Source organism: Nocardioides sp. NPDC059952 (assembly GCF_042730435.1).
In the GTDB taxonomy this organism is placed as follows: Bacteria; Actinomycetota; Actinomycetes; order Propionibacteriales; family Nocardioidaceae; genus Nocardioides.
The window spans coordinates 1-22,665 of the sequence record NZ_JBHWLY010000018.1; the positions used below are offsets into that span (position 1 = coordinate 1).

General features: G+C 70.2%; 20 protein-coding genes. 10 read left to right on the forward strand and 10 right to left on the reverse strand.

Features of this window, described 5'->3' with window-relative positions; all coding sequences use genetic code 11:
* Positions 1–88: 88 nt before the first annotated feature.
* Positions 89–799 carry a TetR/AcrR family transcriptional regulator gene (locus tag ACFV9G_RS10670; protein ID WP_378727423.1) on the reverse strand — a complete coding sequence of 237 codons (711 nt, stop codon included), beginning with the start codon at positions 797–799 and terminating at the stop codon, positions 89–91.
* A 135-nt stretch (positions 800–934) separates the two neighbouring features.
* On the opposite strand from ACFV9G_RS10670, the gene ACFV9G_RS10675 reads away from it, so the two are divergent.
* Positions 935–1,864, forward strand: coding sequence for an NAD-dependent epimerase/dehydratase family protein (locus tag ACFV9G_RS10675; protein ID WP_378727424.1), 930 nt, complete (start codon positions 935–937; stop codon positions 1,862–1,864).
* A 14-nt stretch (positions 1,865–1,878) separates the two neighbouring features.
* Here the strand turns inward: ACFV9G_RS10675 and ACFV9G_RS10680 are convergent, their stop codons facing one another.
* Together ACFV9G_RS10680 and ACFV9G_RS10685 are read right to left on the reverse strand one after the other, a co-directional pair.
* A complete protein-coding gene (locus ACFV9G_RS10680; RefSeq protein WP_378727425.1) occupies positions 1,879–2,658 on the reverse strand; it encodes a 3-hydroxybutyrate dehydrogenase in 780 nt (259 codons plus the stop codon).
* Entirely contained in the window at positions 2,655–4,040 is a 1,386-nt protein-coding gene (locus tag ACFV9G_RS10685; protein WP_378727426.1) for an MFS transporter, read from the reverse strand. The genes ACFV9G_RS10680 and ACFV9G_RS10685 overlap by 4 nt, the downstream gene beginning before the upstream one ends.
* Before the next feature lie 94 nt (positions 4,041–4,134).
* On the opposite strand from ACFV9G_RS10685, the gene ACFV9G_RS10690 reads away from it, so the two are divergent.
* The 3 genes from ACFV9G_RS10690 (at position 4,135) to ACFV9G_RS10700 (ending at position 6,968) form a co-directional block, all read left to right on the forward strand.
* On the forward strand, positions 4,135–5,043 hold the full coding sequence (locus tag ACFV9G_RS10690; RefSeq protein ID WP_378727427.1) for a LysR family transcriptional regulator: 909 nt from the start codon (positions 4,135–4,137) through the stop codon (positions 5,041–5,043).
* A 93-nt stretch (positions 5,044–5,136) separates the two neighbouring features.
* Positions 5,137–6,303: a hypothetical protein gene (locus ACFV9G_RS10695; protein WP_378727428.1), complete on the forward strand. Its 1,167-nt coding sequence runs from the start codon at positions 5,137–5,139 to the stop codon at positions 6,301–6,303.
* Positions 6,303–6,968: a hypothetical protein gene (locus ACFV9G_RS10700; RefSeq protein WP_378727429.1), complete on the forward strand. Its 666-nt coding sequence runs from the start codon at positions 6,303–6,305 to the stop codon at positions 6,966–6,968. The genes ACFV9G_RS10695 and ACFV9G_RS10700 overlap by 1 nt, the downstream gene beginning before the upstream one ends.
* A 4-nt stretch (positions 6,969–6,972) precedes the next feature.
* Here ACFV9G_RS10700 and ACFV9G_RS10705 read toward each other — a convergent pair whose 3' ends face one another.
* Positions 6,973–7,893 carry a hypothetical protein gene (locus tag ACFV9G_RS10705; RefSeq protein ID WP_378727430.1) on the reverse strand — a complete coding sequence of 307 codons (921 nt, stop codon included), beginning with the start codon at positions 7,891–7,893 and terminating at the stop codon, positions 6,973–6,975.
* 138 nt (positions 7,894–8,031) lie between these two features.
* On the opposite strand from ACFV9G_RS10705, the gene ACFV9G_RS10710 reads away from it, so the two are divergent.
* Positions 8,032–11,409 (forward strand): pyruvate carboxylase, encoded by a 3,378-nt coding sequence (locus tag ACFV9G_RS10710; RefSeq protein WP_378727432.1) that lies wholly within the window; start codon positions 8,032–8,034, stop codon positions 11,407–11,409.
* 97 nt (positions 11,410–11,506) lie between these two features.
* On the opposite strand, the gene erm is transcribed toward ACFV9G_RS10710, so the two are convergent.
* The 3 genes from erm to ACFV9G_RS10725 all read right to left on the reverse strand — a co-directional run bounded on the left by erm (position 11,507) and on the right by ACFV9G_RS10725 (position 14,518).
* A complete protein-coding gene (gene erm / locus ACFV9G_RS10715; protein WP_378727433.1) occupies positions 11,507–12,265 on the reverse strand; it encodes a 23S ribosomal RNA methyltransferase Erm in 759 nt (252 codons plus the stop codon).
* 303 nt (positions 12,266–12,568) lie between these two features.
* Positions 12,569–13,969, reverse strand: a complete 1,401-nt coding sequence (locus ACFV9G_RS10720) for an NAD(P)H-quinone dehydrogenase (protein ID WP_378727435.1) — start codon at positions 13,967–13,969, stop codon at positions 12,569–12,571.
* Between the two features lie 36 nt (positions 13,970–14,005).
* The gene (locus ACFV9G_RS10725; RefSeq protein WP_378727436.1) at positions 14,006–14,518 is read right to left on the reverse strand and encodes a DinB family protein; all 513 of its coding nucleotides are present in this window, start codon (positions 14,516–14,518) and stop codon (positions 14,006–14,008) included.
* Positions 14,519–14,638: 120 nt separating this feature from the next.
* On the opposite strand from ACFV9G_RS10725, the gene ACFV9G_RS10730 reads away from it, so the two are divergent.
* Complete coding sequence (locus ACFV9G_RS10730; protein WP_378727437.1) at positions 14,639–15,172, forward strand: TetR/AcrR family transcriptional regulator; 534 nt, start codon at positions 14,639–14,641, stop codon at positions 15,170–15,172.
* A 6-nt stretch (positions 15,173–15,178) separates the two neighbouring features.
* On the opposite strand, the gene ACFV9G_RS10735 is transcribed toward ACFV9G_RS10730, so the two are convergent.
* A complete protein-coding gene (locus ACFV9G_RS10735) occupies positions 15,179–16,246 on the reverse strand; it encodes an SDR family NAD(P)-dependent oxidoreductase (protein WP_378727439.1) in 1,068 nt (355 codons plus the stop codon).
* Positions 16,247–16,380: 134 nt separating this feature from the next.
* On the opposite strand from ACFV9G_RS10735, the gene ACFV9G_RS10740 reads away from it, so the two are divergent.
* Positions 16,381–18,186, forward strand: a complete 1,806-nt coding sequence (locus tag ACFV9G_RS10740; RefSeq protein ID WP_378727440.1) for a flavin-containing monooxygenase — start codon at positions 16,381–16,383, stop codon at positions 18,184–18,186.
* A 4-nt stretch (positions 18,187–18,190) separates the two neighbouring features.
* Here ACFV9G_RS10740 and ACFV9G_RS10745 read toward each other — a convergent pair whose 3' ends face one another.
* Complete coding sequence (locus ACFV9G_RS10745) at positions 18,191–19,006, reverse strand: oxidoreductase (protein WP_378727441.1); 816 nt, start codon at positions 19,004–19,006, stop codon at positions 18,191–18,193.
* 89 nt (positions 19,007–19,095) lie between these two features.
* On the opposite strand from ACFV9G_RS10745, the gene ACFV9G_RS10750 reads away from it, so the two are divergent.
* Positions 19,096–19,665 carry a TetR family transcriptional regulator gene (locus ACFV9G_RS10750; RefSeq protein ID WP_378727442.1) on the forward strand — a complete coding sequence of 190 codons (570 nt, stop codon included), beginning with the start codon at positions 19,096–19,098 and terminating at the stop codon, positions 19,663–19,665.
* A 62-nt stretch (positions 19,666–19,727) separates the two neighbouring features.
* Here ACFV9G_RS10750 and lpdA read toward each other — a convergent pair whose 3' ends face one another.
* The gene (gene lpdA, locus ACFV9G_RS10755; protein ID WP_378727443.1) at positions 19,728–21,131 is read right to left on the reverse strand and encodes a dihydrolipoyl dehydrogenase; all 1,404 of its coding nucleotides are present in this window, start codon (positions 21,129–21,131) and stop codon (positions 19,728–19,730) included.
* A 72-nt stretch (positions 21,132–21,203) separates the two neighbouring features.
* Here lpdA and ACFV9G_RS10760 point away from each other — a divergent pair, with 72 nt between their 5' ends.
* Together ACFV9G_RS10760 and ACFV9G_RS10765 are read left to right on the forward strand one after the other, a co-directional pair.
* Positions 21,204–21,656 (forward strand): gamma-glutamylcyclotransferase family protein, encoded by a 453-nt coding sequence (locus ACFV9G_RS10760; protein ID WP_378727444.1) that lies wholly within the window; start codon positions 21,204–21,206, stop codon positions 21,654–21,656.
* Between the two features lie 29 nt (positions 21,657–21,685).
* Positions 21,686–22,483 (forward strand): purine-nucleoside phosphorylase, encoded by a 798-nt coding sequence (locus ACFV9G_RS10765; RefSeq protein WP_378727446.1) that lies wholly within the window; start codon positions 21,686–21,688, stop codon positions 22,481–22,483.
* Positions 22,484–22,665: the final 182 nt, after the last annotated feature.

Genomic DNA, 22,665 nt, shown 5'->3' on the forward strand with positions numbered 1-22,665 from the left:
GGAGGTACCTCGGTGAACGGCCGCTTCTCTTGTGGAGCTCCACGAGGGAAGTACGCGCTCACCGAGTTACCTCGGTGAGCATTCCGGTTCACAACCCGAGCTCGTCCGCCAGCACGTCCAGATGGAGCTCGAAGAGGCCGGCGGGGTCGCCGAACGCGTCGGGGCCGAACTGACCGAAGACCTCGAAGCTGACCCGGCCGAAGAGGCTGGTCCAGACGAGTACGCCGCGGGTGAGCCCCGAGTCGGGCAGGTCGAGACCGAGCTGGTCGCGGATGCCCTGAAGACCCACCGCGAGCGCGGGCGAGATCTCCTCCGGCTCCTCGGGCAGTCGCAGCCGCCCGGCGGCGAGCGCGCCGCCACACACCCGCAGCATCGCGGTCGGGACCCGGGTGCCGGGCACGCTGGTGCGCTCATCGGGTGCGGCATAGCCGGGGACCGGTGACCCGAAGAGCAGGGCGTACGTTGCCGGCTCCGCGAGCGCCCAGGACCTGACCGCGCGGCCGAGGGCCTTGAACTGGGCGCGGTAGTCGTCCGTGGGGGCAGCGGCGACGGCGGCGTCGACGGCGTCGCCGAGCTCGTCGTACCCGGAGACGAGGAGCAGGGTCAGCAGCTCGTCGCGGTTCTTCACGTAGCGATAGACCGCCGACGAGACGACCCCGAGGTCGCGGGCGACCGCACGCAGCGAGAGCGCGGCGGCACCATCGACCGCCAGGTGCTCGCGACCGATCCGGACGATCTCGTCCATGGTCTGCGCCCGTGCCCGCTCGCGGGGCGTGCCGTCTCGTGAGGTCGCTGTCATGCCGCCATCGTGACCCGTCCCGGAGAGCGCTGTCAACAAAAGTGAGCACTGCTCTTGCTTTTGGCCCCAACCCGCGCCACACTCATTCCGAGAGCACTGCTCTCGGAATCCCGCCCCACACTTCAGGAGACAGCCATGAACAGCACCTACCTCGTCATCGGCGCCGGCCCCGTCGGCGCGACCATCGCCCAGCAGCTCGCCGCCCGCGGGGATCGCGTACGCCTCCTCACCCGCTCGGGCAGCGGCCCGGTGCACGCGAGCATCGAGCGGCTCCGCGGCGACGCCACGGATCTCGACACCGTCACCCAGGCGGCGGCGGGCGTGAGCGCCGTCTTCCACTGCATGCACGGCAGCGCCTACGCCGCCGACACCTGGCGCGCCGAGCTCCCGCGGGCCGAGAAGGTCGTGCTCGAGGCCGCCGGACGGGCCGGCGCCGTGGTCGTCTTCCCGGAGAGCCTCTACGCCTACGGCCACGTCACCGGACCGATGACCGAGCAGACGCCGCGCGACGCCGACTTCGGCAAGCCCGCGGTGCGGGTCGACCTGCTCCGCGCCCGCGACGCCTCCCCGACCCCGACGGTCAGCGTCGCGGCCTCGGACTTCTATGGCCCGCTGGTGCGCAACGCCCACGCCGGCGAGCGCATGGTCCCGACGGTTCTCGCCGGCCGGACCATGCGCGTCCTCGGCGACCCGGACGCGCCGCACTCCTGGACGTACGTCCCGGACCTGGGCGCCGCGATGATCAAGGCGGCCGACGAGGAGACCCTCTGGGATTCCTTCCTGCACGCCCCCACCGCTCCGGCGATCTCACAGCGTGCCCTGGTGCAGCTCTACGCCGACGTGGCGGACGTCGCCGCCCCCAAAGTCAGCCGCATCCCCACCTGGACGATGAAGGCGGTCGGCGCGGTGCACGGCGGCACCCGGGAGCTGGCCGAGATGATCTACCAGTTCGACAAGCCGTTCGTGCTGGACTCCTCGGCCAGCGAGTCCCTGCTCGGCCTGGCTCCCACCCCGCTCGAGACCGGGGCCAAGGCGACGGTGGACTGGTGGCGTACGCAGGCCTGAGCGGGAGGCTGGGGCTAGCGGGCGCTCCAGCCGCCGTCCATGGCCCACGAGGCACCGGAGACCATCGAGGCGTCCGGGCCGGTGAGCCAGCCGACCAGGGAGCCGACCTCGTCCGGCTCGACCAGCCGCTTCACCGCGACGTCCTGCAGGAGCACCTGCTCGACGACCTCGGAGGCAGGGACACCGTGCACCCTGGCCTGGTCGGCGATCTGCTTCTCCACCAGCGGCGTACGCACGTAGCCCGGGTTGATGCAGACGCTGGTCACCCCGTGCGGACCGCCCTCGAGGGCGGTCACCTTCGAGAGTCCCTCCAGGCCGTGCTTGGCCGAGACGTAGGCGCTCTTGAAGGGGGAGGCGACCAGGCCGTGCACGGAGGAGATGTTGACGATGCGACCCCAGCCATTGGCGTACATGTGCGGCAAGGCGGCTCTGACCAGCAGGAACGGAGCGACGAGCATGATCGAGTGGATCCTGCGGAAGTCGTCGGGGTCGAACTCCTCGATCGGGCTGACCCGCTGGATGCCGGCGTTGTTGACCAGGATGTCGACCTCCAGCGAGAGGTCGTCCAAGGCCTCGGTGGCGGTCAGGTCCACCACCCACGCCTCGCCGCCGATCTCCTCGGCGAGGGCATGGGCGGCATCGCCGGCCAGGTCGGCGACGACGACCCGCGCGCCGCGGGCGGCGAGCTCGCGAGCGACTGCCGCACCGATCCCCGAGGCGCCGCCGGTGACCAGGGCCTTCCGGCCCCGCAGCGTACGTCCGGAAGGACCGCCACCCGAGACGGCCGAGGTCACGCCGGGCTCACCTCGCGCTCGGCCTCACGTGCGGCGTCGGCACGGTCCAGGGCCCGCAGCGACGTTCCCCTGGTCTCCTTGAGCGTGAGCACGACGAGCGCGGTGAGGATGCCGGCGACCGCGAGGTAGATCGCGGTGTTGGTCCAGGTGCCGGTGTCCTTGAGCCAGGCGATGGCCAGGAGCGGCGCGAGTGAACCGGCGAAGATCGAGGTCACCTGGTAGGAGATCGAGATGCCGGAGTAGCGCATCCGGGTCGGGAACATCTCGGCCATGATCGCGGGCTGCGTGGAGTACATCAGCGCGTGGATGGCCAGACCGGCGATCAGCGCCGCCACGATCGCGAGGTTGTTCTTGGTGTCGAGCATCGGGAACGCCCAGAAGCCCCAGGTCGCGCCCAGCACCGCACCCACCAGGTAGACAGGCTTGCGGCCGATACCGTCGGCGATCCTGCCGACGGCGAGGATGAAGAAGAAGTGGCAGGCGTGGGCGACCGCGATCAGGCCGAGCAGCGCGCCCTGGTCCATCTTCTGGTCCTCGACCAGGTAGACGATCGAGAAGGACACGACCAGGTAGTACATGATGTTCTCCGCGAACCGCAGTCCCATGCCCTTCAGCACGCCCAACGGGTAGCGGCGGAGCACCTCGAAGACTCCGTAGCCGGTCGAGGCGGCATCGCTCTGCTCCGCCTTCGCCTCCTCGAAGATGGGCGAGTCGGTCACCGAACGGCGGATGAAGTAGCCGACGACGACCACCACGGCCGAGAGCCAGAACGCGACTCGCCAGCCCCACGCCAGGAAGGCGGCGTCGGAGAGCGCGAGGGTCATCACGGTGAGCACCAGCGTGGCGAGCAGGTTGCCCACCGGCACCGCGGCCTGCGGCCAGGCCGCCCAGGTCGCGCGCCTGTCGTCGGGGGCGTGCTCGGCGACCAGCAGGACAGCACCGCCCCACTCACCACCCAGCGCGAGCCCCTGCACGAACCGGAGCACCACCAGCGCGATCGGCGCGGCGAGGCCGATCTGGTCGTACGTCGGCAGGCAGCCCATCAGCACGGTGGCGACACCGATCAGCATGATGGTCAGCTGCAGGGTGTACTTGCGGCCGAGGCGGTCGCCGATGTGGCCGAAGACGACGCCGCCCAGGGGGCGGGCGACGAACCCGATGGCGTACGTCACGAAGGCGGCGATGATCGCGTCGTAGGCGTTGCCGGTGGCCGGCATGATCACCTTGGCGAAGACGAGCGCCGAGGCGGTGGCGTAGAGGAAGAAGTCGTACCACTCCACGACCGTGCCGGCCATGGAGGCCGCCACGGTCCTGCGGAGCAGGCCCTGCTCGTCGACTGGGTCGTTGGGGGCGGCGGTGGCGCCCGGCTGTGTCGTGGACATGGCTCGGAGTGTGACAGCGATCATAATGTGCTTGCAACGCGCATGTTGGCACACGGCATGAACGAAAATGCACATTCGCCGATAGGGTCAACTCATGGCCACCCCTCCGTCGACGCCGCCCTCCGCCGACCAGCTGCTGGTGCTGCTGGAGGTGGCCCGCAGCGGCCGCTTCACCACCGCCGCGCGCTCGCTCGGCCTGACCCACACGACGGTCAGCCGCAACATCTCCGCCCTCGAGCGCGCCCTCGGCGGCCGGGTCCTGGTGCGCGGCTCCGACGGGTGGGCGCTGACCGCTCTCGGTGAGCGCGCCGCGCGGGCCGCCGAGGGAGTCGCCGAGTCGCTGGCCCGGCTGGCGGCCGACGAGCCGGCCGACCCGGTGGCCGGCGTGGTCCGGATGTCGACGACCGACGGGTTCGCCGCGTACATCGCCTCGCCGGCGGTGGCCGCGCTGCGGCAGGACCACCCCGAGCTCTCGGTCGAGATCGTCACCGTGACCCGGCAGGCGGCGCAGCACCGCTCCGGCGTCGACATCGAGGTGGTGGTCGGCGAGCCGGCGGTGAACCGTGGCCGGGCGATGCACCTGGGCGAGTACGAGCTCGGCCTCTACGCCTCCCCCGGCTATCTGGAGCGTCACGGCGCCCCCGGCACGATCGAGGAGGCCGTACGCCACCGCCTGGTCTACTTCGTCGACTCGATGCTCCAGGTCGACGACCTCGACATCCCCCGGCGGCTGCTGCCCGGCATCCGCGACGCGGTCACCTCGACGAACGTGTTCGTCCACGTCGAGGCGACCCGGGCCGGAGCCGGCCTGGGCCTGCTGCCCTGCTTCATGGCCGACCGACACCCCGACCTCGTCCGGATGCTCCACGAGGACATCCACCAGCGGCTGCCCTACTGGGCGGTCGTGCATCCGGAGTCCTGGCGGCGGCCCGCCGTGGCCGCCGTCGTGGGCGGCCTGCGGGAGCAGATGGACGAACAGCGAGACACCCTGATCGGCCGGTGACGCCCGCGGATTCGTTGGTACCGGCCCGGCGCCGGATGCCTGATCCTGGGCCCATGCTCCGCCGTTCCGCCGACCATCAGCGACAATTCACGGGTGCCACATTCGACTCGGGCAGCCGCCGTGCGTCTGGTGGCGTTCTTCGTGGCCGGGATGCGGCTGGCGACCCTCGCACAGATGGCGCCGTCGCTGCTGACGGCGATGCCCGCGCTCTCCCGTGTCGACCACCCGTGGCTGACCGGGGCCAGCTGGATCCTGGCCACCGGCATGCTCGTCGCCATCACGGCGATCACCCTGGTCACCCGGCGGCCGCCGGGGGTGACGTACGCCGTGCTCGACGTCGCCGTGGCCGTGGCGCTGTTGGTCGTGGGGCTGTGGACGGTCCCTGTGGAGCTGCGGACAGGCACCTGGGTGGGGTTCCAGCTGGGCTACGCGCTGTGCGTGTCCTGCGGGCTCTCGGCCGTACGCTCGCGATGGCTGTGGATGTTCCTGCTCGCCTCGCTGGCGGTCGCCGAGGTGGTCTACATCGCGCCGACCGTGGACGGCTGGGCCGACCTCACCGGCGCACTGAGCACCTGCCTGACGCTGCTGGTGCTCGGGCCGCTGGCCTGGTTCGGCTGTCAGACGATCGTGCGGATCGGGACGGAGGCCGATGAGGCGCGGCGCTATGCCGCTGAGGCGGCCAAGGCCGAGGAGGAGCGGCGTGCCCGGCTCGCGATCCACAACGGCACCGCGATGATGCGGCTGCTCGTGGAGACCGACTCCGCCGGCGGCAACGGCGCGCTGCGGTCGCAGGCCGAGGTCGAGCTCAACCGGATGCGCGCGTATCTGAGTGGTCAGACCCCGCCGCCGGTGAGCGAGGCGACCAACCTGGCCGCGGTGGCCACCGCCGTCGGCGCGGAGTTCGACGACCTCCCGATCACGGTCGTCGCAGACCTCGCCCAGGACGTCGCGCTTCCGCGGGATCTCGCCGACGACCTGGCCGCCGCGCTGCGCAGCCTGCTCCTCAACGTACGCCAGCACGCGCAGGCTGGCCGGGTCGTCCTGCACGCCGCCGAGGACGAGGACGGCACCGGCTGGGAGGTCACCCTGCACGACGACGGCATCGGCTTCGACACCTCGGCGACCGCCTTCGGCGTCGGCCTGCGGGAGGTGGTCGTCGAGCAGCTGGCGCGCTCGGGCGTCTCCGTCGAGATCAGCAGCATCCGCGACCTCGGGACCACGGTCACGCTCACGCAGACGACCGTCGCGGAGGTGTCGTGATGTCTGAGATGACCTCCGGGCCGCGGTTCACCCATGTGGACGACGCGACCGCGATGCGCGCCTCGCTCGGTCTGCTCCTGCCCGATCTCACCTTCGTGTCCAGCCACGGATCCGTCGAGGACCTCCTGGGCGCACGGCCGGAGGCCGACGTGGTGATCCTCGACCTCCACCTCGCCAACACCGGTCAGCCCGACGCCTCCCAGGGAACCACGGCCATCCGGCGCATCGTCGAGGCCGGGTACCGGGTCTGCGTCTACTCCCAGGAGGAGCGCCGGTTCGTGCTCGCGGCCTGCCTCGCCGCCGGCGCGACGGGCGTGGTCTCCAAGTCGGCCACCCTGGCCGAGGCCGAGGCGGCCTTCCGGGCCGTGGCCTCCGATGAGCCGGTGATCCCCCCGGGCATCACCGGCCTCATCGAAGTTCTCGTACGCCGCCGCACCATCACCGTCCTCACCCCCCGGCAGCGCGAGGTCCTCGCCCATCGCGCCCGCGGACTGACGTACGCGGAGATGAGCCGGTCGATGTATCTGTCCGAGTCGACGCTGCGCGGCTACTGGATGGAGCTGGCCCAGCTGGTCTCGGAGTATCTGCGCGAGACCTCGCCCGGCGACATCGAGCACGCCCTCGGGCTGCGCCCGGGGGACCTGCTCGATCTCTGGCCGGAGTGAGCAGCTAGTTGCTGATCCCGGTCCACTTCCAGGTGCCGTCGGTGCCGACCTTGGACGAGGCCGAGAAGGTCGTGCTGTGCCCGATCCCGCTGCTCTGGCGGATGCGCACCGCGTTGCCGGTCGTCGGGTTGATCAGCACGATGTCCTTGGCCGCGACCGAGCCGTCGGCGTCGTAGCAGTTGTGCACCGACAGGTAGCGCCACCCCGTGCCGAGGCTGCGGACGACGTACTTCTTCGCCTCCGCCGGACGGTCGGGGCGGACGACGATCTGCTCGAGCTTGTTGGTGCTCGGGTTGATCGAGTAGAGCAGGTTGTACATCACCCCGTTGTGGCTGGTCCACACGCCCGCGACGGTCGTCGTGCTCGGCAGGGTGACCGGCAGGTTCGTGACCGTACCGAGGCGGGCGCCCGCGCTGGAGTAGGAGAGCGCGGTCTGCTGGACGACGCCGGAGGTCGTGACGCTGTAGACCTCCGTCGTCGGGCCGTTGACGACCTTCTTGGGACTCCAGCCGGTCACCGCGGAGCCGTTGGTGCGGTAGAGCTGCGCGGACTTCGTCTCGGTCAGCACGGACTGCCCGATGGTCCCGCCGATGGTCACGGTGCGGCCGGTGCCATCGGTGCCGGGCACGATGTAGCCGCTCTTCCAGGAGGTCTCGTCACCGGCCCCGCCGACCTCGATCCAGGCCCGCGGGGACCAGGAGACCGTGGCAGCGCTGCGGTAGTTCCCGGTCACCGTGCTGTTGGTGATGGACCGCTTGCGGACATAGCCACTGGCCTTGCCGTTGATCGAGCCGGAGCAGTTCACGGTGCCGGCCGCGGCGGCCGGCGAGCTCGCCGCTCCGATCGCGGTGAGCGATCCGGCGAGCAGGGCGGTGCCCGCGAGGGCGACCAGAGCCGAGCGACGCTGTCGAGTCATGTGCTTCATGACCGCGACGCTATCGACGCGAGCGGTCGAACGGTCCCAACGAATCCACACACTTCGCACGAGCTTAGGTGTCCACCAACTGAAAGGAAACGTCCCATAACCTGGGACGGCGTACTTCGGATGGGTAGCGTGACCGCCATGTTCAAGAAGGTGTTGGTAGCCAACCGCGGCGAGATCGCGATCCGAGCTTTCCGTGCGGGCTTTGAGTTGGGTGCGAAGACGGTTGCCGTCTTCCCATATGAGGACCGGGGCTCCGAGCACCGGCTGAAGGCCGATGAGGCCTACCAGATCGGAGAGCTCGGCCATCCGATCCGGGCCTACCTCGATCCGGACGCGATCGTCGAGGTCGCCAAGCAGAGCGGCGCGGACGCCATCTATCCCGGCTACGGGTTCCTCTCCGAGAACCCGGCACTGGCCGAGGCCTGCGCCCGGGCGGGGATCACCTTCGTCGGGCCGTCGGCGGAGGTCCTCACACTGACCGGCAACAAGGCCACCGCCATCGCGGCGGCGAAGGCCGCCGGCGTACCCACTCTTCAGTCCGTCGAGCCCTCCACCGACGTCGACGCGCTCGTCTCCGCCGCATCCGCCCTCCCCTACCCGTTGTTCGTGAAGGCCGTCGCCGGTGGTGGCGGCCGCGGGATGCGCCGGGTCGACGACCCCGACAAGCTGCGCGAGGCCGTCGAGACCTGCATGCGCGAGGGCGAGGCCGCCTTCGGCGACCCGACCGTCTTCATCGAGCAGGCCGTGGTCGAGCCGCGTCACATCGAGGTGCAGATCCTCGCCGACGGCACCGGTGAGGTGATCCACCTCTTCGAGCGGGACTGCTCGGTGCAGCGCCGCCACCAGAAGGTCGTCGAGATCGCGCCCGCGCCGAACCTCGACCCTGAGCTGCGCGAACGCATGTGTGCGGACGCGGTGCGGTTCGCGAAGAAGATCGGCTACTCGTGTGCCGGCACCGTCGAGTTCCTGCTCGACCCGGCCGGCAACTACGTCTTCATCGAGATGAACCCACGTATCCAGGTCGAGCACACCGTGACCGAGGAGGTCACCGACGTCGACCTCGTCCGCTCACAGATGCGGATCGCCTCCGGCGAGACGCTGGCCGACCTCGGACTGACCCAGGACTCCGTGCAGCTGCGCGGCGCGGCGATGCAGTGCCGGATCACCACCGAGGACCCTGCCAACAACTTCCGCCCCGACACGGGCATGATCACCACCTACCGCTCCCCCGGCGGTGCCGGGATCCGGGTCGACGGCGGCACGACGTACGCCGGGGCCGAGGTCTCGCCCCACTTCGACTCGATGCTCGCCAAGCTCACCTGTCGCGGGCGCACCTTCGAGGACGCCGTCACCCGAGCCCGACGGGCCGTGGCGGAGTTCCGGATCCGTGGGGTCGCGACGAACATCCCCTTCCTGCAGGCGCTGCTCGACGACCCCGACTTCATCTCGGGCTCGATCACGACCTCGTTCATCGAGACCCACCCGCAGCTGCTGACTGCGCGGGCCTCCGGTGACCGCGGCACCAAGCTGCTCACCTATCTGGCGGACGTGACCGTCAACCAGCCCCACGGCGCCGCCCCGGTCTCGCTCCACCCGGTCGAGAAGCTGCCGAAGCTCGACCTGTCGGTGGCTCCGCCGCCGGGCTCTCGCGACCTTCTTCGTGAGCTCGGGCCGGAGGGCTTCGCCGCCGCGCTGCGTTCCCAGGAGCCCGTCGCCGTCACCGACACCACCTTCCGTGACGCCCACCAGTCGCTGCTGGCGACGCGGGTCCGTACCACCGACCTGCTCGGCGTCGCCGGCCATGTCGCCCGGCTCACGCCGCAGCTGTGGTCGCTGGAGGCATGGGGTGGCGCGACGTACGACGTGGCTCTCCGGTTCCTCTCCGAGGACCCGTGGGAGCGGCTGGCCGCGCTGCGCGAGGCGGTGCCCAACGTCAACCTGCAGATGCTGCTGCGCGGTCGCAACACGGTGGGCTACACGCCCTACCCGACCGAGGTCACCGACGCGTTCGTCTCCGAGGCCGCCTCGACCGGCATCGATGTCTTCCGGATCTTCGACGCGCTCAACGACGTGTCCCAGATGCGGCCGGCGATCTCCGCTGTTCGCGAGACCGGGACGGCCGTCGCCGAGGTGGCCCTGTGCTACACCGGCGACCTCTCCTCGCCTGACGAGAAGCTCTACACGCTCGACTACTACCTGCGACTGGCCGAGGAGATCGTCTCGGCCGGGGCGCACGTGCTGGCGATCAAGGACATGGCCGGGCTGCTGCGGGCACCTGCCGCACGGACGCTCGTGACCGCGTTGCGGGAGCGGTTCGACCTGCCGGTCCACCTGCACACCCACGACACCGCCGGTGGCCAGCTGGCCACGCTGACGGCCGCGATCGAGGCCGGTGTCGACGCTGTCGACGCGGCCACCGCGTCGATGGCCGGGACCACCTCCCAGCCGCCGCTCTCCTCGCTGGTCGCGGCCGTGGACCACACCCCGCGTGCCACCGGGCTGTCGTTGGCCGCGGTGAACTCGCTCGAGCCCTACTGGGAGGCCGTACGCCGCGTCTACGCTCCCTTCGAGTCCGGACTGCCCGCACCGACCGGCCGGGTCTACCGTCACGAGATCCCGGGCGGCCAGCTCTCCAACCTGCGCCAGCAGGCGATCGCGCTCGGCCTGGGCGAGAAGTTCGAGCAGATCGAGGACATGTACGCCGCGGCGAACTCCATCCTCGGCCGGGTCCCGAAGGTCACGCCGTCCTCGAAGGTCATCGGCGACCTGGCTCTGTCGTTGGTCGCCGCCGGGGCTGATCCTTCTGCGTTCGAGGCGGACCCGGCTGCGTACGACATCCCGGCCTCCGTCATCGGCTTCCTCAACGGGGAGCTCGGTGACCCGCCGGGCGGCTGGCCCGAGCCGTTCCGTTCGAAGGCGATCGGTGGCCGCACTTGGAAGGCGCCGTCGCCGACCCTGTCGGCCGAGGACGCCGCCGGGCTCGCCTCCGACCGCCGTGGGACGCTCAACCGGCTGCTCTTCCCCGGACCGACGAAGGACTTCACCGAGGCCCGCTCGAAGTGGGGCGACGTGTCGGTGATCTCGACGCTCGACTACCTCTACGGCCTGCGCGAGGGCGAGGAGCACGTCGTCGAGATCTCCGAGGGCAAGACGGTCATCTTCGGCCTCACCGCCGTCTCCGAGCCCGACGAGCGCGGCATCCGCACCGTCATGGCGACCATCAACGGTCACCTGCGTCCGATCGGGGTGCGGGACCGCTCCGTCGCCGCCGAGGTCGCTGCCGCCGAGAAGGCCGACCCCGCCGTTCCCGGCCAGGTCGCGGCGCCGTTCCAGGGCGTCGTCACCATCGCGGTCGCGGCCGGCGATGCGGTCAAGGCCGGCGACACCGTCGCCACCATCGAGGCGATGAAGATGGAGGCGGCCATCACCGCGCCCGTCGACGGCACCGTCTCCAGGCTCGCCTTCTCCGGCACCCAGGCGGTCGACGGGGGTGACCTGGTCCTCGTGCTCGGCTGAGGCGGTTCCTTCGTCAAGGTATGCAGGGAAAGGCACACATCCCCAGCGGAACTCCGCTGGGGATGTGTGCCCTTCGGCTGCATACCTTGACGAAGGATCAGAGCGCCGCGTACGCCTCGACCCAGTCCTCCGCCCGCAGATCCCGCGGCAGCACGGGCGCCTGGGATCGCCGGCGTCGCCGGGCGATCCGATCGGCGAGCGCACCGGGTACGCCGTTGCGGCGCAGGATCTCAGCGACCCCGCGGCCTCGGCTGCTGAAGACCTTCGCCACCCACGACTGGAAGTCGCGCAGGTCCCCCTCCGGCAGCAACGGAGCGGGCCGCCGGTCGATGAGCAGCAGTCCGCCGTCGACGTTCGGCCGCGGCCGGAACGCCGTCGACGGGACGCGGCGGTCGAGGGTGAAGGTGAACCACGGCCACCACTGCGCGGTGAGCTGGGTCGTGCCGCCGACGCCCGCGCGCTTGCGGGCGACCTCCCACTGGGTGAGGAGTACGGCATGGCGCCACGTCGTCGAGGCGAGCAGGTGGCGCAGGATCGGTGTGGTCAGGTGGAACGGGACGTTGGAGACGACGACCGCGTCCTGCGGTGGCGCGTGACGCAGGATGTCGCCCTCGGCGATGCACACGTGCGTACCGGTTCGTCGGCGCAGCTCGGCGGCCCGGCGGGAGTCGATCTCGACCCCCTCCAGCGGACGGCCCAGCTCGGCCAGCGCCAGGGTGACGGCACCGTTTCCGGTGCCCCACTCGACCAGCGGACCCCGCCGCTGCGAGACGAGATGGACGATCCGGTCGAGTACCGACCTGTCGGTGAGAAAGTTCTGGCCGAGCTCGTGCCGGCCAGGGCGTACGTCGGACATGGATGCTCCTCGAGAGACGAAGGAGCCGGGCGGCATGCGGGTAGCACTCGAGAGCCGCCCGGCAGGGTGCCAGGTGGCGGCGCGAATGCGACGAGTTTGTCTGTGAGATCCGCGCCGGTCAGCGGCGGCGGATCCGAACGATCATCGTCATGCAGCAGTTACCCATGGCGCTCACGCTAGCGAAGCAGCAGCTGTGCGCGCACACGGTTTAAACACCATGCCGAGGCGTCACTTCGGTCGTTCGAGGTGGCAGCTTCTTGCCATCTCGGCCGACGTCGGTGACGTCTCGGCCGACGTGGGTGACTACTCGACGTGGTGGAGGCGGCGGGCGGCCTCGGCGGTGGAACCCGAGATCGACGGGTAGACCGTGAAGGTGTTGGCGATCTGGTCGACGGTGAGCCCGGTGGAGACGGCGAGGGTGATCGGGTGGATCAGCTCGGAGGCGCGGGGGCCGACGACGACGCCGCCGATGACGACGCCGGTGCCGGGGCGGGAGATGAGCTTCACGAAGCCGTCGGAGATGCCCTGCATCTTCGCCCGCGGGTTGCCCTTGAGGTCGAGGCGGAGGGTGTCGGCGACGACCTCGCCGGAGTCGACCTGCGCCTGCGAGTAGCCCACGGTGGCGATCTCCGGCGAGGTGAAGACGTTGGCCGCGACCTCCTTGAGGTCCATCGGGATGACCGCGTCGCCGAGGAAGTGGCGCATCGCGATCCGGCCGGCCATGGCGGCCGTCGAGGCGAGCATGAAGCCACCGGTGCAGTCGCCGGCTGCGTACACGCCGTAGGCGGAGCTGCGCGAGACCTTGTCGGTGCGGATGAACCCGCCCTCGTCGAGCTCGATGCCGGCCTCCTCGAGGCCGAGGCCCTCGGTGTTGGGGATCGAGCCGAGCGCGAGGATGCAGTGACTGCCGGTGACCTCGCGGCCATCGGTGAGCCTGACGGTGACGACGTCGCCCGAACGGGTCACCGACTCCATCCGCGACTTGCTGAGGATGTTCATCCCCTGCCGCTCGAGTACGTCCTGGAGGACCGTCGCCGCGTCCGCGTCCTCACCGGGGAGGACACGGTCGCGAGAGGAGACCAGGGTGACCTGGGCGCCGAGGTTGAGGTAGGCGTTGGCGAACTCCACACCCGTGACACCCGAGCCCACGACGATCATGTGCGAGGGCAGCTCGTCGAGGTCGTAGACCTGCTCCCAGGTCAGGATCCGCTCGCCGTCGGGCTGGGCGGTGGGCAGCACCCGCGGCCGGGCGCCAGTGGCGATCAGGACCGCGTCGTTCTCGATCGCCTCCTCGGTGCCGTCCTGGGCCCGGGTCGCGATCACCTGACGCTTGTCGGCGTCGATGCGCCCGGTGCCCTTGACGATGCGGATCCCGCGGCGGGTCAACCGGCTCTCGATGTCGCTCGACTGCGCGAGCGCGAGCGACTTCACCCGCTTGTTGACCAGACCGAGGTCTGCGTAGAGCTCGGTGGCCGGGTCGCCGTGGTGGTCGCGGAAGTTGATGCCCAGGTCGCGGGCGAGCGTCATGTCCGACATCAGTTCGGAGGTGGCGATCAGGGTCTTGCTCGGCACGCAGTCGGTGAGCACCGCGCTGCCGCCGAGGCCGTCACGGTCGACGACCGTGACCTCCGCCCCGAGCTGCTGCGCGACCAGCGCCGCCTCGTATCCGCCAGGACCCCCACCAATGATCGTCACCCGCGCCATGGGCCGCATTCTTCCACGCGGTCTGGAGCGGCAGAGTCAGCCCATCGTCTTCTGACCGTCGATGGTCTCCCGGATGATGTCGGCGTGGCCGGCGTGCTGGGCCGTCTCGGCCAGGATGTGGGCGATGGCGCGGCGGTTGGACCACCGGGCAGAGGCCTCGAACCAGGGGGCCTCGGGGAGGGCATGGTCCGCGTCGAGGTCGACGGTCCGGATCAGCTCGTCGGTGGCGGCGGCCACGTCGTCGTACGCCTTGAGGACACCTTCGAGCGTCTCGTGCTCGGCGAGCACGAAGTCGGCAGCGAACTCGGCGTACTTCTCGGGGCTGAGCTCCTGGGCCACCGTGCCACGGACGATGAAGTCGGCCCAGCCCCGCTCGACGGAGGCGACGTGCTTGACCAGACCGCCGAGACTGAGGACGGAGGCGGTCGGGGTGAGCCGCGCCTGCTCGTCGGTCAGGTTGCGGACGGTGAAGCGGAGGAAGCCGCGGTGCTTCGCCAGGGTCTCGAGCAGGTCGGTGCGCTCGCGGGACGAGGTGGCGGTTGCGTTCATGACATGGACTCCTTGGTGGTGTTTCCCTCTGACACCTCCAACGCTATGAGCCTTTCAGGTCAGTTTCTGTCCGTATTCGGCGGGCACCCGAAAAGATTCGAGGACCATTACCCTGCTGGGATGACGAGCCCCGCGAACCCGACCCGCAGCGACGCGGTCCGCAACCGTGACCTCCTGGTCACCGCGGCCCGCGAGGTGCTCGCCGAGCAGGGTCTCGACGCCCCGATGTCGGCGGTGGCCAAGCGCGCCGGCGTCGGCCAGGGCACCCTCTACCGGCACTTCCCCGACCGTCTCGCCCTGGCGACCGCGGTGCTGGAGGAGAACGTACGCGACATCGAGCAGGTCGCCGCCCGCCCAGATGCCACGCTGGCCGACGTGCTCGGCGTCGTCACCTGGCAGATGATCCACTCGACCGCCTTCCTCGGCATCATCCGTTACGGCGGCGAGGAGTCCTCCCTCTTCCTGGCCGACCGCGTGCGCACAGCCGTCGACGGGCTCCCGAAGGGGGCCTACAGCACCGATGACCTCATGCTCGCCGTCGCGATGGTCTCCGGCGGGGTCCACGGCCCGACGCCCGAGGCGCGCGAGACCACCGCCCGCCGGGCGTGGGGGCTGCTCGGGATCGAGATCGGCTCGGTCACGCCCGGCGTCTAGCCGGGTTCAGGCGGCCGACCAGCCGCCGTCGGAGGCGACCACGGCCCCGTTGATGTTGACCGAGTCGCGCGAGAGCAGGAAGGTGATCGACGCGGCGAGCTCCTCGGCGGTGGCGATCCCCGGGATCGCGACGCGCATCCGGGCCGTCCGGGACGAGCCGTAGGGCGCGCCCTCGGGCACGTGGATGCCGGTCGCGACCGCGCCAGGAGCGAGCGCGTTGATGCGCACCCCGGTCCCCGCATACTGGAACGCCGCCGACTTCGTCAGACCGACGAGGGCGTGCTTCGAGGTCGTGTACGCAGCACCGGCCGCCGAGCCGCGGAGTCCTGCCTCGGAGACGACGTTGACGATCCGGCCCTCGCCCGCGGCGAGCATCCCGGGCAGCACCGCGCGCATCAGCCGCATCGGCCCGTCGACGTTGACCGACAGGCAGCGCGCCCAGATCGTGTCGTCGATCTCGTGCGGCGCGGCGTCGTCGTCCATCACCCCGGCCACGTTGGCGAGCGCGTCGATGCGCTCCCCCGCCTCGGCCAGGACCGCTGCGGCGGTCTCGGGCGCGGTGATGTCCGCGGCCAGCGCATGGAACCTCTCGCCCAGCTCGGCCGCGGTCGCGGACAGCTTCTCGGCCGAGACGTCGATGCCGACCACCCGTCCGCCCTCGCCGACGATCCGGGCCGCGACCGCCTTCCCGATCCCACCCGCGGCCCCGGTGACGACTACCGTCTGACCCGCGAATCGGCCACCGGTGAGCACCTCGGCCCAGGGCTGGGGCGAGCCGATCTCGACCCCCAGGTCGACGGCCGGCCCCGCGGCCGCGACAGCCGGAGCGGCCTCGGCCGTCGGCACCCCCTCCGGGATCACGCCGGTCTCGGCGACACCGACCAGCAGCCCGACGACCTCGGCCGGGAACCTGCCACCGGACATCTCGACGAGCTTGTCCAGCGGCAGCCCGAGCGCCGGCGCGAGCGCCTCCTCGGTGCCGCCGCCGGCCGCGATGATGCCGCGCAGGACTCTCCCGGCCACCGGATGGGCCAGGAAGCTGCGTACGGGCGAGGAGGGGGTGAGGGTCGACATGGCGGCGGCCTTTCGTCGGAGCGATCCGGACACACTTGTCCGTTTCGGCTATCGTAGCCCCGAACTGCCGCTCGGGGCACTTCGCGACCCTCGCCGGCGTCCCCGGGCTCCCACCCCACGAGAGGAGCCGCGCGATGACCCTGCCGCGCTGCCAGAACCCGGTCACCCACGAGCGCGCCGTCGAGATCAGCAAGCGCTACACCGCCGAGCGCGAGCGCCGGGTCCGTCCCGACGGGACCGCGCAGTATCGGCCGGCCGCGGCCGAGTTCGGCTACTTCGCCGAGGACCCCTACACCGCGCGCGCCGAACGCGATCCGGTCCGCGACGTGGTCGATGTCGCGGTCGTCGGCGGTGGCTTCGGCGGCATCCTCGCCGGCGCGCGGCTGCGCCAGCAGGGCATCGGGTCGGTGCGCGTGGTCGAGAAGGGCGGCGACTTCGGCGGCACCTGGTACTGGAACCGCTACCCCGGCATCCACTGCGACATCGACGCGGCCGTCTACCTGCCGCTGCTCGAGGAGACCGGGTACGTCCCGCGATGGAAGTACGCTCCCGGCGAGGAGATCCGACAGCACGCCGTGCGCATCGCCGAGAAGTTCGACCTCTACGAGAACGCGCTCTTCTCGACCGCCGTGACCTCGCTGACCTGGGACGACGTCGACCAGCGCTGGCTGGTGACCACCGACCGCGGCGACGAGTTCCGGGCGACGTACGTCATCACGGCGACCGGCACGCTGACCGAGCCGAAGCTGCCCGGCATCCCCGGGATCGAGTCGTTCACGGGTCACACCTTCCACACCTCGCGCTGGGACTACGGCTACACCGGCGGCACCCCCGAGGGCGGCATGACCGGCCTCGCCGACCGGAAGGTCGGCATCGTGGGCACCGGTGCGACCGGCATCCAGGCGGTGCCGAAGCTCGCCGAGGACGCCGAGCACCTCTACGTCTTCCAGCGCACTCCCTCCACCGTCGGCGTACGTGGCCAGCGCCCGCTCACCGCCGCCGACCTCGGCGCGGACCGCCCGGGCTGGGCCGGCGAGCGCCGCGAGAACTTCCTGCGGCTCGTCTCCGGCGAAGCCGTCCCGGGGGTCGACGAGGACCTCGTCGACGACGCCTGGACCGAGTCGGCGGCCCTCCTCGAGAAGCTGCTGCCCAGCTTCCGCCGCGACTTTGAGCCGAGCTTCGAGGCCGCGTACGAGGACCTCGACCACGCCACGATGGAACGGATCCGCGCCCGGGTCACCGAGATCGTCGAGGATCCGGCGACCGCGTCGGCGCTCCAGCCCTGGTATCGCTATGCCTGCAAGCGGCCGACGTTCTCCGACACGTATCTGCCGGCGTTCAACCGCGACAACGTCACCCTCGTCGACACCGCCGACTCCCACGGCATCGAGCGGATGACCGAGCGCGGCGTGGTCGTGGGCGGGGTCGAGTACGAGATCGACGCTCTGGTCTTCGCGACCGGGTTCTCCGTCGGCGTCTCGGGGATCACCTCGGGCAGGCTGCCGGTGACCGGTCGCGGCGGGCTCCAGCTCCTCCACGCCTGGGCGACCGAAGGGCCGCGCAGCCTCCACGGCTTCGCGTCCAACGGCTTCCCCAACCTGCTCAAGATGGGCTCGCTCCACAACGCCAACAGCGTGAACTTCAGCCACATCCTCGACGAGCAGGCCGTCCACGCCGCGGCGCTCATCGCCGCCGCCGAGACCCGCGGCGCTCTCGTCGAGCCGTCCCGCGAGGCCGAGGACGCCTGGGCCCGCCGGCTCGCCCAGGGCGCCCCGCAGCACGCGTGGTTCCACGCCGAGTGCACGCCGGGTTACTACAACGCCGAGGGCGCCGGACGTTCCGACGTCCCCACCGGCTACCCGGGCTCCGCCGTCGCCTTCCACGAGGAGCTCCGCGCCTGGCGCGAGACCTCCATCGAGGAGGCGCTGAGCGTGCGCTGAGGGATCAGCCGACGACTCGCTGCTGGATCCAGTCCATCGCCCGGTCGGGGAGCACCCTCCGCGCGGCCAGGATCGGCTTGGCACCGAAGCCGACGGCGTACCGGGTCCGGGGTCGCTTCGCAGTCACCGCCTTCTCGATCGCGCGGGCGACGACGTCGGGGTCGGAGGCCAACCGGGTGACGCTGCCGTCCATAGAGGACGCCATCTTCTCGACGAGATCCGCGTAGGGGCCGTCGCCGGAGACCTTGCGGCCAGACTCCATCGCAATGTCGCCCCACTCGGTGGCGATCGCCCCGGGCTCGACGACCACGACGTCGACGCCGAACGGCGCCAGCTCGACGCGTAGCGCGTCCGAGAGACCCTCGACCGCGAACTTGCTGGCGTGGTACCAGCCGCCGAACGGCGTCGTGATCTTCCCTCCGATCGAGGTGATGTTGACGATCGTGCCGCTGCCGCGCTCACGCATCCCCGGCACGACCAGCTGGGCCAGCCGGGCCAGGCCGAAGAGGTTGACCTCGATCTGGCGTCGCGCCTCCTCCAGGGGCACCTCCTCGATCGAGCCGTAGGACCCGTAGCCGGCGTTGTTGACCAGCGCGTCCACCCGGCCCTCCTCGGCCAGGATCCTCTCGACGCCGGCCACCATCGCGGCGTCGTCGGTCACGTCGAGCGCCAGAGGTCGTACGCCATCAGGCTCGAGCTCCGCCAGGCGGTCGATGCGCCTGGCGGCGCCGTAGACGATCCATCCGGCCCGCGCCAGGCGGCGAGCGGTGGCAGCACCGATGCCCGACGAGGCACCGGTCACGAGGGCGACCCTGGTCATGTCCCAACTCCTAACTGAAAGGTTAGTTAGAAGTGAACACGCCCTCTACCCCTTTGTCAACCAAACGGTTAGAAACTACGCTGACCCTCATGCCGCCACGTGACGCCGACGCGACCCGCGCCCGGTTGCTGACCGCTGCCGCAGCCGAGTTCGCCCGATACGGCGTCGCCGGCGCGCGGGTCGAGCGGATCGCGGCCGCAGCACAGTCCAACAAGGCGCAGATCTACCACTACTTCAACAGCAAGGACGGCCTCTTCGCGGCCGTCATCGGCGCCCATGTCGAGGCGACCTTCGCCACCGACTATTTCGATGCCACCGCCCTTCCAGAGACCGCCGCGGCGATCTTCGACACCTTCGTCGACAACCCCGAGCTCGCCCGCCTCGCCAGCTGGCTTCGCGTCGAGGCAACGAGCCTGGACGCCCCGATGCCCGCGCTGGAGGACGCCAACGCGGCCAAGATCCGCGCCATCGAGAAGGCACAGGCGGACGGGATCGTCACCGACCGCCTGCCCGCGGCCGTTCTCCTCGGCCTCATCGTCACCGTCGCCTCGGCCTGGACCGACCTGCCGCCCGGTTTCGACATGATCGAGCGGGACTTCACCGTCGCTCAGCAGCGGGAGTTCGTCATCGAGTCCGTACGCAGGCTCGTCGCTCCGTAGGCCGCGGAAATGCCACGTGGTCGGCACCCCAGAGGGGCGCCGACCACGTCGGTTCAGCAGGATCAGAGGTTGATCATGTGACCCGCGATGCCGTGGATGGCCTCCTTGACGGCCTCGGAGAGGGTCGGGTGCGCGAAGATGTTGCGCCCGATCTCGTCGGCGGTGAGGTCCCACTGCTGCGCGAGGGTCAGCGCCGGGAGCTGCTCGGTGACGTCGGGACCGATCAGGTGGGCGCCGAGGAGCTCGTTGTGCTCGGCGTCGGCGACGATCTTCACGAAGCCGACCGCGTCGCCCAACCCCATCGCCTTGCCGTTGGCCGAGAACGGGAACTTCGCCGTCTTGACGTCGTAGCCCTTCTCCTTGGCCTGCTCCTCGGAGTAGCCGAAGGAGGCGATCTGAGGCTGGCAGTAGGTCGCCCGCGGCACCATGTCGAAGTTGATCTCCATGGTCTCGGCCCCGGCGATGGTCTCGGCGGCGACGATGCCCATGGCCTCGGCCACGTGGGCGAGCATGAACTTCCCGGTGCAGTCACCGATGGCGTACACGTTCTCGACGTTGGTGCGGCCGCGGCCGTCGATCGCGATGGCCTTGCGGTCGGTCAGCTCGATGCCGACGTTCTCGAGGCCGTAGCCCTCCACCCGCGGCGCGAAGCCGAAGGCGGCCAGGAACTTGTCGGCCTCGATGACGGTCTCTTCGCCCCCGGCGGCCGGCGCGACGGTCACCTTGACGCCCGAGCCGGTGTCCTCGACGCCCTTGACGGCGGTCGAGGTGAGCACGTTGACGCCCAGCTTCTTGTAGTGCTTCGCCAGCTCCTTGGACACCTCGGCGTCCTCAGTGGGCACCATCCGGTCGAGGAACTCGACGATGGTGACGTCGACACCGAAGTTCTTCAGGACGTACGCGAACTCCACACCGATCGCGCCGGAGCCGCCGATCACGATGGACTTCGGCAGGTTGGCGTCGAGGATCTGCTCCTCGTAGGTGACGATGTTCTGGCCGTTCGGCACGACGCCCGGGACGCTGCGGACCGTGGCGCCGGTGGCGATGATCAGGTTGTCGAAGGTGTAGTCGGTGTTCGCACCGTCCTTCGCGACCGTGATCGACTTCGGACCGGTCAGCGTGCCCCAGCCGTCGATCTCGGTGATCTTGTTCTTCTTCATCAGGAAGTGGACGCCCTTGACGATCCCGGCGCTCACCTGGCGGGAGCGCGCGTGGGTCGTGGAGAACTCGAGGTGGGCGTCACCGACGATCCCGAACTTCTGCTTCTCCTTCGGGTCGTTCAGCGTGTGGGCCAGCTCCGCGTTCTTCAGCAGCGCCTTGGACGGGATGCACCCGACGTTGAGACAGACACCGCCCCAGTACTTCTCTTCGACGACGGCGACGGACTTGCCGAGCTGAGCGGCACGGATGGCGGCGACGTAGCCACCAGGGCCAGCGCCGAGGACGAGAACATCAAAGTGGGTCACGCGGTCAAGGGTAGTCCGGCAATACCAGATAGATCCCAAGCGGGTGAGGACTGGGCGGTAACCTCGTGACCTGTGACTCTCTACGCGGCCTATGGCGTCAATCTCGACCCGGCGTTGATGAGCGAGCGGTGCCCGCATTCGCCGTTGCGTACGACCGGGTGGCTGGGCGGTTGGCGGCTCACCTTCGGGGGCGAGGACAACGTGCTCGGCGACGGACCGACGGCCACGATCGTCCAAGACCCGTTCGAGCAGGTCTTCGTCGCGGTCTACGACGTCGTGGACCAGGACATGGAAGCGCTGGAGAAGTGGGAGCTGGCCGACATCGGCCTCTACTTCAAGACCAAGGTGCGGATCTCCGCTCTCGCCGAGGATCTCCTCTGCGAGACCTACGTCCTGGACACGTACGAGGGTGGCATCCCGGACGCCCGCCAGCTGGGCGCGCTGGCCGACGCCGCCGAGGCGGCCGGGGCGCCGGCCGACTACGTGCACGCGATACGTACGCGGCCCTGCCGGTCCAACGACTGAGCCGGTCCGGTCAGGTCTAAACTCAGCGAGTGACCACGCCTTACGAACTCGCCAAGGAAGCCGCCTCCGCTCTCGCGGAGAAGACCGGCGTCGAGAAGCACGACATCGCGCTGGTGCTGGGCTCGGGCTGGCTGCCCGCAGCCGACGCGCTCGGCGAGGACTACACCGAGATCGCCACCACCGACCTGCCCGGCTTCAGCGCCGCCGCGGTCGCCGGTCACAGCGGCAAGATCCGCTCGATCCGGTCGGCGAGCGGTCGCAACCTGCTGGTCTTCCTCAGCCGTACGCACTACTACGAGGGCAAGGGCGTCGCCGCGGTCGTGCACCCGATCCGCACGGCGGCCGCGGCCGGCTGCTCGACGATGGTGCTCACCAACGGCTGCGGCGGGCTCAACCCGTCATGGACGCCGGGCACCCCGGTGCTGATCAAGGACCACATCAACCTCACCGCCACCTCTCCGCTGGTCGGCGCCAACTTCGTCGACCTCACCGACCTCTACTCCTCGCGCCTGCGAGGGCTGGCGAAGCAGGTCGACTCCTCCCTGGACGAGGGCGTGTACGTCCAGTTCCCCGGTCCCCACTACGAGACCCCGGCCGAGGTGAAGATGGCCGGCATCATCGGCGGTGACCTGGTCGGCATGTCGACCACCCTCGAGGCGATCGCCGCCCGCGAGGCGGGGATGGAGATCCTCGGGATCTCGCTCGTCACCAACCTCGCCGCCGGCATCTCCGACCAGCCGCTCGATCACACCGAGGTCCTCGAGGCCGGCCGGAACGCCGCGACCCGGATGGGCGCGCTTCTCGGCGATCTGTTGCCCAAGATCTGAGTCAGCGCTTGGTTCGTCGCTTGTCGCGGCTGTGTTTTGGGGTTGGTCTGGGCCGCCGACCCGTTCTTGATTGTTTCTCGACCTGCCCCGGAGTAAAGGACGGCCTGCGGCCGCCGGCTTACGCCGGTCGCCTTCGGCGATCCTTGACACCGGACCATGTCGAGAAAGATTTGGCTGGCTAT

Excerpts from the sequence above, each read along its gene's own strand:
- ACFV9G_RS10710 (WP_378727432.1), top strand. The coding sequence starts at position 8,032 with ATGTTCAAGAAGGTGTTGGTAGCCAACCGCGGCGAGATCGCGATCCGA.
- ACFV9G_RS10705 (WP_378727430.1), bottom strand. The coding sequence starts at position 7,893 with ATGAAGCACATGACTCGACAGCGTCGCTCGGCTCTGGTCGCCCTCGCG.
- ACFV9G_RS10720 (WP_378727435.1), bottom strand. The coding sequence starts at position 13,969 with ATGGCGCGGGTGACGATCATTGGTGGGGGTCCTGGCGGATACGAGGCG.
- ACFV9G_RS10725 (WP_378727436.1), bottom strand. The coding sequence starts at position 14,518 with ATGAACGCAACCGCCACCTCGTCCCGCGAGCGCACCGACCTGCTCGAG.
- ACFV9G_RS10730 (WP_378727437.1), top strand. The coding sequence starts at position 14,639 with ATGACGAGCCCCGCGAACCCGACCCGCAGCGACGCGGTCCGCAACCGT.
- ACFV9G_RS10750 (WP_378727442.1), top strand. The coding sequence starts at position 19,096 with ATGCCGCCACGTGACGCCGACGCGACCCGCGCCCGGTTGCTGACCGCT.
- ACFV9G_RS10700 (WP_378727429.1), top strand. The coding sequence starts at position 6,303 with ATGTCTGAGATGACCTCCGGGCCGCGGTTCACCCATGTGGACGACGCG.
- ACFV9G_RS10740 (WP_378727440.1), top strand. The coding sequence starts at position 16,381 with ATGACCCTGCCGCGCTGCCAGAACCCGGTCACCCACGAGCGCGCCGTC.
- ACFV9G_RS10690 (WP_378727427.1), top strand. The coding sequence starts at position 4,135 with ATGGCCACCCCTCCGTCGACGCCGCCCTCCGCCGACCAGCTGCTGGTG.
- ACFV9G_RS10735 (WP_378727439.1), bottom strand. The coding sequence starts at position 16,246 with ATGTCGACCCTCACCCCCTCCTCGCCCGTACGCAGCTTCCTGGCCCAT.
- erm (WP_378727433.1), bottom strand. The coding sequence starts at position 12,265 with ATGTCCGACGTACGCCCTGGCCGGCACGAGCTCGGCCAGAACTTTCTC.
- ACFV9G_RS10685 (WP_378727426.1), bottom strand. The coding sequence starts at position 4,040 with ATGTCCACGACACAGCCGGGCGCCACCGCCGCCCCCAACGACCCAGTC.
- ACFV9G_RS10675 (WP_378727424.1), top strand. The coding sequence starts at position 935 with ATGAACAGCACCTACCTCGTCATCGGCGCCGGCCCCGTCGGCGCGACC.
- ACFV9G_RS10745 (WP_378727441.1), bottom strand. The coding sequence starts at position 19,006 with ATGACCAGGGTCGCCCTCGTGACCGGTGCCTCGTCGGGCATCGGTGCT.
- ACFV9G_RS10670 (WP_378727423.1), bottom strand. The coding sequence starts at position 799 with ATGACAGCGACCTCACGAGACGGCACGCCCCGCGAGCGGGCACGGGCG.